This is a genomic window from Halomonas sp. KO116 (assembly GCF_000734975.2).
Lineage (GTDB): Bacteria > Pseudomonadota > Gammaproteobacteria > Pseudomonadales > Halomonadaceae > Vreelandella > Vreelandella glaciei.
Genome location: NZ_CP011052.1, coordinates 4,220,023 through 4,233,023 on the forward strand (window position 1 = coordinate 4,220,023; position 13,001 = coordinate 4,233,023).

Consider the following 13,001-nt stretch of genomic DNA (forward strand, 5'->3'; position numbering starts at 1 on the left):
GCTTAGTTCCCCTTACGCTGGGTGACGGGCTTAGCGGAGAGAGCTGCCTCCTCATGTACGGGCACGGCTTCGGGGCCTGTTTGTCGCTTGCTGCGCCAGGGTGGCGCGATAATCAAGCCCGCAATACCCCGTGGAAGCACCAGCACGGCAATGATAATGGTCAGGCCCATCAAAATCGGCCAGTGAGTCGTGGCATGCTCATAGATATAGAGCAGAATTTCGTAAGCAAAGGCGCCTAAAATGGGGCCAAAGATAGTGCCCATGCCGCCTAAAATGAGCATCATTAGCACTTCGCCAGAGGCGTGCCAGCCAAGCTGAGCCGGGTTGGCGAAGCCGTACTGCATTGCCGCTAACATGCCAGCAATCGCCGCCATCACCCCAGCGATAACAAAGGCAACCAATTTGTAGCCGCTAGTGGCATAGCCTAAGGCCTGCATACGGTGCTCGTTATCGTGAATACCATCGAGCACTTGGCCGAAGTAAGAACGCGTCAGCCAGCGTAAAAATAAGAAACCAATCAGCAGCATTCCCAAGCAGAAGTAGAAGAAGCTGTAAGGGTTATCCAGGTTTACCAGCGAGGTTTCACCTATCGTCAGACTGGGGCGGAACATGATAAAGACGCCGTCGGTGCCCCCAGCCAGCGGGGAGGTACTAATGAAGTAGTAAAGCATCTGGCCAAACGCCAGTGTTGTCATAATAAAGAAGATGCCTTTAGTGCGGATCACTAAGACGCCAACGATTAGCCCAACACAAGCTGAGACACCCATGACAAGAGGCAGCATCCACCACATTGATGCCGGACTAAAGTCAGGGCTGGCTAACGCCAGGGTATACGCTCCCAACCCGAAGAAGAGCGCATGCCCCAGACTGACTAAGCCCACAATGCCGACCAACAGATCCAGGCTCATGGCAAACAGCGCCAGGATTAGCATGAGTGTTAGTTTCTCTAACATGAAGTTGGCCTGATTGCCGAACACGGCTTCTCCCCAGAGAGGAAGGGCGGCTACCAACGCCGTCAACACCAGCATGATGTAGGCAACGCGCTTGGGATATCTATGTAACATTGCTTAATCTCCTCACGCGAACAGGCCGCGCGGTTTCACCAGCAACACCGCCGCCATGATCAGGTAAATCACCATGCTGGCGAGGCTGGGGATGAGCACCGCCCCAAAAGTGGTGGCCATGCCAATGATAATGGCGCCCCAAAAGGCTCCTTTAATAGAACCAATCCCACCGATGACCACGACAACAAAGCAGGTAATAAGAATGCTATCGCCCATGCCAGGCGCGATGGAGGTGAGTGGCGCGGCGATCATTCCCGCGAAGGCGGTAAGCGCCACACCGACGCTGAAAATCAGCGTAAAGAGGGTACGGACGTTGATCCCCAGCCCTTCCACCATGTCGCGGTTGGCGGCACCGGCGCGAATGATGATGCCCAGCCGTGTATGGCGCATCACCCAATAAATCACCCCAGCCAATGCTAGGCACACGCCCATCACAAACAGGCGATAGACCGAGTACTGCAGGTTATCCGTCAGTTGAATACTGGCATCAAACGGTGCGGGCACCGCAACACGATGCACATCGCCACCCCAGATAATCCGCTGCGCTTCGTTGAGTACTAAAATCAGCCCGAAGGTCAGCAGTACCTGATACAGATGGTCACGCTTGTAAAGCGTATCGAGAAACAGGCGCTCGATGATGAGCCCCAGAACAATAGCGATGGGGATGGCCGCCAGCATGGCCAGCCAAAAATTACCCAGCCGCAGGGTAAGGTCGTAAACCAGATAGGCACCTATCATATACATGGCGCCGTGGGCCAAGTTGATGATTCCCATAATGCCGAAAATCAACGTCAAACCGCTGGCAATTAAGAAGAGCAGCAGGCCGTACTGCAAACCGTTAAGTAGCTGTACGCTGAAAAATGCGAGATCCATAAGATCCCTCCGAGAATCAGAATGAGGGGCGGGGTTGCCCCGCCCCAGAGTGATGCAAGATGCCGTTATATCTGGCAAGCGTCATCAGGGACTTCAAGATTCTCGGAAGCGATACTGACGACCTCATGTTTGCCGTCGCGAATCTCGCGCAGATACACATTCTGGATAGGGTGGTGGGAATCAGAGAAGCTGAGCGGCCCACGGGGACTCGCCAGTTGCACATTGGCTAACACATCGATCAAACGCTCTCGATCCGAGGTATCACCGCCAAGCACTTCAAGCGCCTGAACCAGCATCATGCCCGTGTCGTAACCTTGTACAGCGTAGGTGTCCGGAGTTTCCCCGTAGGCATTCTCGTAGGCTGATACGAAGGACTGATTAGCGTCATTTTCGAGGGTCTCTGCATAGTGCAGCGTGGTCATTACGCCTTCACCTGCATCGCCCAGGGCTGTTAAATTACCCTCAGTAAGGAAGCCGGAACCTAATAACGGAATGCTTTCTTTGAGCCCGGCTGCGGCATAATCCCGAACAAAGCTAACGCCGCCACCGCCCGCAAAGAAGGTGTAAACCGCGTCAGGCTCAAGACTGGCAATTTGCGTCAGGTAACTCTGAAATTCCGTGCTGGGGAATGGCACTAAAATTTGCTCGACGATTTCACCACCTTCAGCGATAAATGCTTCCTCAAAGCCTGCCAAATCTTCCTTGCCACCAGCGTAATCCCAAGTAATGGTTACAATCTTGCGATGCCCTTGATCGTAAGCCACTTTGCCCATGGGGTAGCTGTCTTGCCACATGCTGAACGAGGTGCGGAACACGTTTGGCATGCATAGCTCATTAGTAGCGGCTCCCAATCCCGCATTAGGAATAATGGTGATGGCACCGGTCTGTTTGGCCACTCGCAACATGCCCATGGCAACACCCGAGTGTACGGGCCCAATCACGAAATCCACATCGTCGCCATTGACCAGACGACTCATGTTTTGAGGCGCTTTAGATGGATCAGCTTCCGAATCTAGCTCAATGTATTCCACCTCGCGGCCGCCCAACTGACCGCCCTCCTCCTCAATGGCCAATTTCAAACCATTAGTGATGGCCTCTCCAAGGGCGGTGTAGGTACCTGAATAGGGAAGCATCAAGCCAAGTTTCACCGGATCTTCATTGGCGACGACACTTCCTGCTGTCAGCATGGCAGTGGCACTAAGGAGCGTGGCTAGGGAAGTCTTTTTAAATGTTTTCATTATATTTTCACCAGGGTTCAGTTGTTATGGAGTTGTTTTGGCTACGAATACAGCAGTAAGCGACATCCCTGTCCCATCAGGTCACACGTGGTACACGTCGATGACCTGGTGGATATAGTCGTTATTCAACTGCACGACTTTTCTTGTGATTAACGGGCTCTCTCCCGACACGTCCAGGGTGTAGAAGCACGTGCCGAAGAAGCTGTCGGTCTTCTTGTAACGGTGGTTGAGCGTGTGCCAGTTAAAGCGCAGTTCCACCGTGTCACCGTCTTGGGACAGGATTTCCAGGTTGGTCACCTGGTGGGTGGTGCGCGGCTCCGGCGTACTGGCCCCGCTGCGCTCGGTCTTGATCCGGTACACCCGGTCTTCCAGCCCGTCGCGGTTGGGGTAGTAGATCAACGAGATCTCGCTGTGCGGGTCGCGGGTGAGCTGGTCGTCGTCGTCCCAGGCGGGCATCCAGAACTCGGCGTCCTTGCGATACAGTGCGAGCCACTCGTCCCATTCGCGGTCGTCCAGCAGGCGGCCTTCGCGGTATAAAAAGGCTTGGATGTCGTGATAGCTAATGCTCATGTCACTTCTCTCCTCTCTTCAGGCGCTGGGCGCTTAGGCGGACGCGGTGGCGATAAACTGGCTGCGCTCTTTGTCGATGGCGCGCAGCATTTCGTCGACCCAGTGCTTGTGGTGCAGCACGTAGAGCCCTTCGTCTTCCGGTGAGGCGCCGCTGAGCAGGGGCTTCATGTCGATCGCTTGGGCCGTTTCGTCGGCGCCTTCGATCCACTGTTGGGCCCCGCGGGAGAGGTCGTTCCATTCCGCCAGCGCGCCGTTGTAACCTTCCTGGCAGGCGCGGAACTCTTCCAGGTCGTCGGGGGTGCCCATGCCGGAGACGTTGAAGAAGTCTTCGTACTGACGGATACGGACTTCCCGGTCTTCGGCGGCTTCACCTTTGGGCGCGAAGCAGTAAATCGTGACTTCGGTTTTATCCACGGCGACCGGGCGAATCACGCGGATTTGCGTGGAGAACTGATCCATCAAATAAACGTTGGGGTAGAGGCAGAGGTTGCGCGTCTGGTTGACGATGGAGTCGGCCCGGGCATCGCCCAACTGCTCCTGGATCCAGTCCTTATGCTGATAGACCGGACGCACTTCCGGGTTAAGCAGCCGGGTCCACAGCATCATGTGGCCGTTTTCATAGGAGTAGAAGCCGCCTTTGCTCTTCGACCAGCCGTCAGCGTCCACCGCTTTGGTGCCGCCGGCGTCGTAGTTGCGGCGTTCCATGGTGGAGGCGTAGTTCCAGTGCACGGAGCTGACGTGGTAGCCGTCGGCGCCGTTTTCGGCCTGGAGCTTCCAGTTGCCGGTGTAAGTGTAGGACGAGGTACCGCGCAGAATTTCCAGGCCTTCGGGGGCCTGGTCGACGATGTTGTCGATGATCTTGGTGGTTTCGCCCAGGTGTTGTTCAAGCGGGACGACATCGTCACTCAGGCTGCCAAACAGGAAGCCTTTGTAGTTCTCGAAGCGCGCTAGGCGCTTGAGGTTGTGGGAGCCGTCCTGCTTGAAGTTATCCGGGTAGGCGCCGTTCTTCTCGTTTTTGGCTTTGAGCAGTTGGCCGTCGTTTTTGAACGTCCAGCCGTGGAACGGGCAGGTGAAGGTGCCTTTGTTGCCACGCTTACGACGACACAGGGTGGCGCCACGGTGGGCGCAGGCGTTAATCAGGCCGTGCAACTCGCCCTGCTTGTCGCGGGTGATGACGATCGGCTGACGGCCAACGGTGGTGGTGAAGTAGTCTCCCGGCTCGGCGATTTGGCTCTCGTGGGCCAGAAATACCCAGTTGCCTTCGAAGATGTGCTTCATCTCCAGTTCGAAGAAGGCGGGGTCGGTGAACATGCTGCGGTGGCAGCGGAAGATGCCCTGGGCGGGGTCGTCCTGGACGGCGCCGCGCACGCGGGCTTCGAGCTGATCAAGCTGTGTGGTCATGATCTCTCTCCTGGTATTTATTATGTCGCGCTGTTAGGTCTCGCTAAGGCGGGCCAAGGGGAAGGCCCGCCTTGCTCAAGGTATAAGGGTTAAACCTTGGCGGTTCCGGCGAGCTGGCTGGCGAGATCCTGCTCGTCTTCTTTGGCGCGTGGTCGGGCGTGACGCACCTGCAGCTCAGGCGCCTCGGCGGGGGCCAGTGCCACATCGAACACCACGTGGGAGAACGGGCCGTCCAGGTCACGCTTGGCGATCTCGGCGGGGTCTTCAATCCGCTCGGCGGGCACGACCAGCTCTTCGCGGGTGGCAAAGGCGAAGTCGTCATAGGTGTAGGGATCGCCCGCCAGGTTGATCTGGGTAGTGAGGTGCTGGTGGCCCGGGGCGGAGACGAAGTAGTGAATATGCGCCGGGCGTTCACCGTGGCGGCCCAGGGACTTGAGCACCACATCGGTGGGGGCGCCTTCGGGCACGCCGTAGCCGGAGGGAATAATGCTGCGCGCGGTGTAGCGGCCATCGCTGTCGGTATAGATCGTGCGGCGCAGGTTGTACTCGGATTGCGAGGGATCAAAGAACGAATAGCCACCCTGGGAGTTGGCGTGCCAGATCTCGACCTTGGCACCGGCAATCGGGGTGCCGTCGACGTCGCGGACCTGGCCGGTCAGCCACATGGTCTCGCCGTCGGTCGCTTCGTCGTCCAGGCGGGCAAAGCCGTCCGCTTCCGGGGCGCCGGCCACGTACAGCGGGCCTTCGATAGTGCGCGGGGTGCCGCCGGTGCGCTGGGCTTCGGCGTCGATGGCGTCCTGGCGCATATCGAGGAAGTGGTCAAATCCGAGCCCGGGCGAAAGCAGACCGAACTGGGTCTGGCTGCCCAGGGCATTGAGCAGGTTGACGCCCGCCCAGTACTCCTCTTCGGTGACATCGAAATCGTCGATCAGCTTGAACAGGTCACCGACCAGGCGGTGGACGATTTGCTTGGCGCGGTCATTGCCACCGGCTTGGTCAAAGCCAGCAACAGTTTTGATGAAGTCTTGGACTTCGGGGGTATCGAATATCTTCACGGTCATGGTGAAACCCTATCGTTGGTTTATTATCGTTGTCTTGGTGCCCGGCGATAGCGTCAGTATGTTCAAGGTGATATTGGAATGAGTCTATCTAGGGCCTAAAGACGACGGTTATTGTTGTGCTCGGCCTTAATATCGGCTAGTTCATGGCTACCCGACCAATATCGTTTGAGTTCCATTCCATACTTCATAGGTATCTCGAATGATGTTCAGATTTTCCTGCCAAGGCTCTAAGCATTATTAAAAAACAAAATAACCCTATGATTTAAAATATAATTTATGGATTTTTTTATAATAAGACTGCTAACGGTCACAATTAAGGCTGCCGCTCTTTTTTGCCTGACGACCGTTATAAAAGCTTTCCCTGGTCATAATGCCCATCCACTCCTCTCTGAGGCAGGAAGCGCTGATTTCAATTTGCGACAAAAGGATTAAGGGCTGTGAAAAGAGAGTTGCATTAATATGACTCACGCTGTCGTGGAGTAGCCGGTGGAATAGATAGTCGCCTGCCAGCCTCGAGAAGCTTTGTACGAAAAGTCGTATTACTGATTTACCTGTGCAGCAGCATAGAGGGGAAGCGAAGGTCAGGCGTTATGAGGTACCTATACCTAATGAGTGCTAAACACAGAGCAAAGGTATCATATAGCTACCTCAGCCCATGGGCAGACCTAAACGTGATGATCGACAAAGGCTCAACGGCACCTTCTGGGTATTATGCTCTGGTGCAAATAGTGTGTCTTACCGGAGCGATATGGCCCTAAATCGACGGCGTGTTATCAATACCGCAAGTAGCGAGATGAGGGCACATTTGCAGCTATCCCTTCTCGCTTACAGCTCATTTACGAGCATATGGTCGTTTAGCTGGCTGAAAGGATTGCGTCGCATCTCCACGCGTTACGATAAGCTAATGAGCAGCTTTAAGACGATGGTGTGTGTGACATACATAGACCATTGCTTGCGAGCCGACTTCGGTACAAAACTTAGCAAATTATCCTATATCATTACGTGGTAGAGTTATATTTAGCCATCAACCACTTCGTAGCTAACAATTATTAAAATGATTTTGAATATTTCTTCCAAATTTTTCACTACATTTCATTGAGGGTTTTTATTAGGAAATCACAGAACCAAGATTGAGCAGAACTATCTCCTCGATGCTCTTTATAATGAATTCCTACTTCAAACCCAGGAATTCCAAAAGGAAGCTCGACACACTTCAACGGCATGCGCTTTGCATACAATTGAGCTACACGAGATGGAAGAGTTACCAACAAATCACTCGAAGAAATCACATCAGGAAGAACACTAAAGTGGGGAACTTTAAGCATAACATTCCTTGTTATACCAGCCTCGAATAAGTAATCTTCCACTAAATGGTGGCCAGTTCCATCAGAAACAACAACATGACGCTCCTCTAAATATTGCCCCATTGAAAGTATATCACCAATGCGAGGATGGCAATCACTTAACATGCACACATATCTTTCCGGAAATAAATTTTTGTAAGTAAACTTTTTAAGTAAATAACCTTGATTACATACCGCCGCATCAATTCTCTCTTTGCTAATCCATTCAGATAAGCTATAAGCATCAATTGGAATGATTTCAAGCTCAACACTAGGCGCCCTGTATTTAAGAGACTCAAGTATTGAGGGTAGAAAAAAAACTTCACCCAAATCCGTCAAAGCAAGTTTGAAACATCTTTTTGAAGTCAATGGATCAAATTTTTTCGTAAGCGATATTGCCTTTTCGATTTCTGATAAAGAATGACTTAAAGAAAGATACAGCTGAGAGGATAAAGAGGTAGGCTGCATCCCCTCTCGTGTCCTGTTAAACAATGGGTCATTGAAAACTTGCCTGAGCCTCGACAGCGAGTAGCTGACCGATGGCTGAGATATATGGAGATTCTCAGCAGCCTTACTTACGCTTCCTGTTTCATATATCGTGACAAAAACTCTAATTAAATTCAGGTCCTTCATAAGCCGCCCCATAGATAACATCTATATCAAGATCTAAAAAATATCAATTTGATCTATTTTAAAAGAATTGCTAGTATAAAAATCATATATAAAAATAACGGTAAAACATGAAAAAAGCACTCTCCTCTGAATTAGAAAAAATCCATCGATACTGCTATTTAGAATAGCTATTAGCATTTCTATTCTCTTTACTTCAGGGATGTTAATCTAAAAGACGCAAAAAATATAATTATACTGCAAAAAAGGCAAAAATAAATACAACCAAAGAAATAGGAGAAATGAAGAGTGAAAAAAACACATTGGCTTCTTAGAACTTTTCATAACTATCTTTCATTTATTATGGCTAGCCTTATTTTCATAATGATGATTGGCGGGTTAGTCGACATATCTTTTCGATATCTTATCAATAAGCCTATTCCAGGCATGTCTGAACTAATGGCTTTAGGACTTGGAATTCTTGTATATGGATCACTACCGCTCGTCACTGCCAATAACGAGCATATTACCGTGGATCTCATATCGTGGAATAAAAACCGATACGTGGCACCCGTCGTTAGCTTTTTAGTCAACGTTGTTAGCTCTTTGATGCTCTTCACTATTTCGTGGTCGATCGCCCAGGTCGCCATGGACTTTGCCTCTTATGGCGCTCGAAGTTCTTTTTTGGAAATAAACTTATCAATGATCGCATGGGTCATGAGTGCAATGGCGTTTATGTGCGGACTTATCTTTATTGCTAAATCCTTTCCTGGCAAATACAGCAATCAAGATAAGGAGAAAACACTATGACAATCTCATTAATCGGCATTTCGCTGGTATTTGTCCTGTTATTGTTAGGCGTACCGATTGGCATTGGCATGGCCATCATTGGCACCGCTGGATTCGGCTATATCGTAGGGCTAGAGCCAACTTTGTCCATGTTGGGACAAATTACCTATGAAACTCCTGTTTCATATAGCCTGACCATCATTCCTCTGTTTATTCTCATGGGGAACTTCATCTCGAGAGCGGGTTTATCCCAAGGACTATATGATGCTGCGTACTCCTTTTTAGGGCATTACCGAGGGGGGCTGGCGCTGGCCACACTCGCGGCCTGTGGCTCCTTTAGTGCGGTCAGCGGGTCTAGTCTGGCCACCGCGGCCACCATGTCAAAAGTCGCGATGCCACAAATGCGAAGCTATAAATACTCGGATAGCTTGGCAACGGGTGTCATTGCCGCAGGCGGAACCCTGGGAATCCTGATACCCCCCAGTGTACTTTTGGTTCTATATGGAATAATGACCAACAATGACATTGGAAAACTATTTGTAGCAGGCATTATCCCAGGTGTAATTGCCCTGCTAATGTACGGTGCTGCCATCGCGTTCGTTACAGCACGCGACCCACAAGCAGGCCCGCGCGGTGAACGCTCAACATGGGCAATGAGGCTATCAGCACTCAAGAAAACGTCGGGCATTGCGATTCTTTTCCTGGTCATTATCGGCGGGCTCTATATAGGTATTTTCACCCCCACAGAAGCCGCGGCTGTTGGTGCAGGGGGCGGGTTCTTTTTTGCTCTTGTGAAAGGGACACTAACGTTCACAACCCTTTTCGACGTGCTCGTTGAAACTGTCAAAATGACGGCGATGATATTTATCATCCTTATCGGAGCGTCTCTGTTTTCGAACTTCATCAACGTGGCCGGTCTTCCCAGGGCTCTGGTCGCCTGGACTGATAATATGAACCTTGCGCCCATTGCCATATTATTAGGCATATTGCTCATCTATATTATTCTGGGCTGCATGTTAGAAAGCATGTCCATGATGCTGCTTACCGTGCCGATCTTTTACCCTCTCATCGTGAGCCTTGGATTTGATCCCATTTGGTTCGGGATTATTGTCATTGTCGTTATTGAAATAAGCCTGATCACGCCTCCCGTTGGCCTTAACGTCTTTATAATGAAAGCCACACTGCCAGACGTGTCCATAAAAACCATATTCAAAGGCGTCTTCCCCTTTGTCATTGCAGACTTATTTAGGCTGGCATTATTGGTAGCCTTACCTGGGCTGGTGTTATACCTCCCCTCCCTGATGTAGTAAACCATCACACAAAAGCAATAAAACCCAAGAGGTGCAAAATGAAAGTACAACTTACCGCCGCCGCCACATTGATATCTTCGGTTTTTTTCCCGATAGCAGCCAATGCAGAAGATGTCACATTGAGATTCAGTAACTGGCTTCCCCCGACTCACCTGCTTTCCACGGAAGTGATCGAACCCTGGGCTGAACAGATTGAAGAGGTCACGGAAGGTCGGGTGAACGTTCAAATTCTATCCGGCCTAGGCTCTCCAGAGTCACACTACAATTTGGTGAAAAATGGGGTTGCCGATTTAGCATTCAGCGTTGATGGGTATACATCGGATCGTTTTGTTCTTCCCTATGCGATGAGGCTACCTTTTTTAGCTGACGACTCTACCACTGCTTCGGTGGCTTACTGGCGGACCTATAAAGAGCTGCTAGAGCAGTACAACGAATTTGGTGACGTGAAAGTAATGGGTCTGTGGACGTTTGGACCAGGCAATATCCATACCACGGAACGAGAAATCACGTCACTCGAAGATTTTGAAGGCCTAAGAATCCGGGTGTCTAGCGATATCGTAAAAGACATCGTCGAAACCCTGGGTGGGTCACCGATGTTTGCGCCCGCCAGCGAAGTATATGAATTGATTTCTCGAGGAGTTGTCGACGGTGCCTCCTTTAACTATGACTCGATAACGTCTTTTAGAATCGACGACAGCTTGAACTATGTCCTGGATATACCCGGCGGCCTTTATCGGGAAACGCATTACATCATTATGAATCAACGTAAGTGGGATGCGTTAGAGCCTAGAGACCAAGAGGCAATCATGGAAGTCTCAGGAGAAGCTCTTGCCATACTCGCGGGCAATGCATGGGATCGTAACGATGCGATCGCCAAAGAGAGACTGATAGAACAAGGTTATACGATCACCGTTCCCGACGAGGAATTTCTTCAAGAAATTGAAACAGAACTCAGTGTCTTAGCGGAAGACTGGAAAGAGCGAGTGGCCCCGATGGGAGTCGATGGACAGCTGGTCATTGACACATTTAAGGAGCATATCGAGCAAGCCGAGCAGGAACTCAACTAGTACCAGACGCGTTGTCTTTCTCCAGGGCTAGCCTCTGGAGAAACGTTAAACTTAAAAGTGCGTGGAGCATTAAAACAAACCATGGATACCATTCATTCTTGTACATATGAGCTTCTGAGACGCCAAGGGATGACCACCATTTTTGGCAACCCTGGTTCGAACGAGCTGCCGTTCCTAAAGGATTTCCCGGAAGACTTCACTTACATTTTAGGCCTACATGAAGGCGTTGTTGTCGGCATCGCCGATGGCTATGCACAAGCCACGGGCAGCCCTGCATTTGTCAATCTACACTCCGCGGCGGGTACCGGTAATGCCATGGGAGCACTGGCTAATGCCTGGAACTCTCACACCCCCCTGGTCATCACCGCCGGTCAACAAACCCGCGAAATGATAGGAGTCGAGGCATTATTAACGAACCGAGAAGCAACGCTGTTACCCAAGCCATTGGTCAAATGGAGCTACGAACCCGCTAGCGCCAAGGAAGTTCCGCACGCTGTCAGTCGCGCGATCCACATGTCCAAACTGGGTGCGCCAGGCCCAGTCTATCTCTCGATTCCTTACAGCGATTGGGACCAGCCAGCCGATCCCCAATCTCATTGGCTTTACGATCGTGCGGTTGCGAACATGGGATTGCCAAACGAAGCAGCCTTCTCTCAACTTGTGGAATGTCTTGCAAATGCCAAGTCGCCAGCGCTGATTCTAGGCCCCGATGTCGATGCTACTAACGCCAATCATCAAGCTGTTGCTTTGGCCGAAAAGTTAAAAGCGCCCGTTTGGGCGGCTCCATCGGCGCCCAGGTGCCCATTTCCTACCGACCACGCATGTTTCCAAGGGCTTCTGCCAGCAGGCATCGCTTCTATTGCTGAGCGGTTAGAAGGCCACGACGTGGTCCTCGTTATTGGCGCTCCTGTTTTCAGGTACCACCAATATGATCCCGGTCATTATTTGCCTGATGGCGCCCGCCTGTTTCAGATCACTTGCGATAAAGAAGAAGCGGCAAGAGCCCCTATGGGTAATGCCCTGGTGGGGGATGTCAAAATAGCGTTGGACCGGCTGGTTGAGCGTGTCCCGGATAGCGAAAGGGCCATGCCCGAGCCACGGCATGTTCCGCCTCCGCTCTCCGACACCGTGGGGCCTCTGCCACCCGAGGCAGTCTTCGATATCATCAACGACGTTGCGCCAGAAGATGCCATTTACCTAAACGAGTCGACCTCGACGACACCACTGCTTTGGGAGCGGCTTCAGATGTCCAGCCCCGGCAGCTATTACTTTGCGGCAGCGGGTGGATTAGGTTTTGCGATGGCGGCGGCGGTAGGCGTACAGATGGCGAAACCGGAGCGTCAAGTCATTGCCATGATTGGAGATGGCTCGGCCAATTATAGTATCAGCTCTCTTTGGACAGCCGCCCAATACAACATTCCCGTTATTTTTATCATTTTAAATAATGAAACCTATGGCGCGCTCAGATGGTTTTCCAATGTTCTTGGAGTATCCCGTGTCCCTGGTATTGACATCCCGAACATTGACTTCTGTGGTCTTGCGAAAGGGTATGGCGTGCAAGCCTTTAAAGCGACATCTTCCCAGGAATTTAGAGATCATTTAAACGCCAGCCTTAATATGAAATCTCCTGTGCTTATCGAGGTACACACCATACCTCCTGCCAACTAGGAGATAAT

11 protein-coding genes and 1 pseudogene are annotated in these 13,001 nt (G+C 51.4%); 4 read left to right on the forward strand and 8 right to left on the reverse strand.

Going from position 1 to position 13,001, the window contains the following annotated elements:
• Positions 1-2: 2 nt before the first annotated feature.
• The 8 genes and pseudogenes from KO116_RS19290 to KO116_RS26350 all read right to left on the reverse strand — a co-directional run.
• On the reverse strand, positions 3-1,064 hold the full coding sequence (locus KO116_RS19290; protein ID WP_035563488.1) for a branched-chain amino acid ABC transporter permease: 1,062 nt from the start codon (positions 1,062-1,064) through the stop codon (positions 3-5).
• Positions 1,065-1,076: 12 nt separating this feature from the next.
• Complete coding sequence (locus KO116_RS19295) at positions 1,077-1,937, reverse strand: branched-chain amino acid ABC transporter permease (RefSeq protein ID WP_035563485.1); 861 nt, start codon at positions 1,935-1,937, stop codon at positions 1,077-1,079.
• A 65-nt stretch (positions 1,938-2,002) separates the two neighbouring features.
• Positions 2,003-3,175 carry an ABC transporter substrate-binding protein gene (locus KO116_RS19300; protein WP_035563482.1) on the reverse strand — a complete coding sequence of 391 codons (1,173 nt, stop codon included), beginning with the start codon at positions 3,173-3,175 and terminating at the stop codon, positions 2,003-2,005.
• Between the two features lie 81 nt (positions 3,176-3,256).
• On the reverse strand, positions 3,257-3,745 hold the full coding sequence (gene benB, locus KO116_RS19305; protein ID WP_035563479.1) for a benzoate 1,2-dioxygenase small subunit: 489 nt from the start codon (positions 3,743-3,745) through the stop codon (positions 3,257-3,259).
• Between the two features lie 33 nt (positions 3,746-3,778).
• Positions 3,779-5,146: a Rieske 2Fe-2S domain-containing protein gene (locus KO116_RS19310; RefSeq protein ID WP_035563477.1), complete on the reverse strand. Its 1,368-nt coding sequence runs from the start codon at positions 5,144-5,146 to the stop codon at positions 3,779-3,781.
• Between the two features lie 89 nt (positions 5,147-5,235).
• Positions 5,236-6,207: a catechol 1,2-dioxygenase gene (catA, locus tag KO116_RS19315; protein ID WP_035563474.1), complete on the reverse strand. Its 972-nt coding sequence runs from the start codon at positions 6,205-6,207 to the stop codon at positions 5,236-5,238.
• A gap of 1,085 nt (positions 6,208-7,292) precedes the next feature.
• Positions 7,293-8,018 (reverse strand): LysR substrate-binding domain-containing protein, encoded by a 726-nt coding sequence (locus KO116_RS19320; protein WP_235272433.1) that lies wholly within the window; start codon positions 8,016-8,018, stop codon positions 7,293-7,295.
• A 45-nt stretch (positions 8,019-8,063) separates the two neighbouring features.
• Positions 8,064-8,204, reverse strand: a pseudogene (locus KO116_RS26350) (helix-turn-helix domain-containing protein); the annotation flags it as partial.
• 264 nt (positions 8,205-8,468) lie between these two features.
• On the opposite strand from KO116_RS26350, the gene KO116_RS19325 reads away from it, so the two are divergent.
• The 4 genes from KO116_RS19325 (at position 8,469) to mdlC (ending at position 12,993) form a co-directional block, all read left to right on the forward strand.
• On the forward strand, positions 8,469-8,969 hold the full coding sequence (locus KO116_RS19325) for a TRAP transporter small permease (protein WP_035563471.1): 501 nt from the start codon (positions 8,469-8,471) through the stop codon (positions 8,967-8,969).
• On the forward strand, positions 8,966-10,255 hold the full coding sequence (locus KO116_RS19330) for a TRAP transporter large permease (protein ID WP_035563468.1): 1,290 nt from the start codon (positions 8,966-8,968) through the stop codon (positions 10,253-10,255). Before KO116_RS19325 ends, KO116_RS19330 begins: the two co-directional genes overlap by 4 nt.
• 41 nt (positions 10,256-10,296) lie before the next feature.
• Positions 10,297-11,325 (forward strand): TRAP transporter substrate-binding protein, encoded by a 1,029-nt coding sequence (locus KO116_RS19335; RefSeq protein ID WP_035563465.1) that lies wholly within the window; start codon positions 10,297-10,299, stop codon positions 11,323-11,325.
• A gap of 81 nt (positions 11,326-11,406) precedes the next feature.
• On the forward strand, positions 11,407-12,993 hold the full coding sequence (mdlC, locus tag KO116_RS19340; protein WP_035563462.1) for a benzoylformate decarboxylase: 1,587 nt from the start codon (positions 11,407-11,409) through the stop codon (positions 12,991-12,993).
• Positions 12,994-13,001 lie beyond the last annotated feature (8 nt).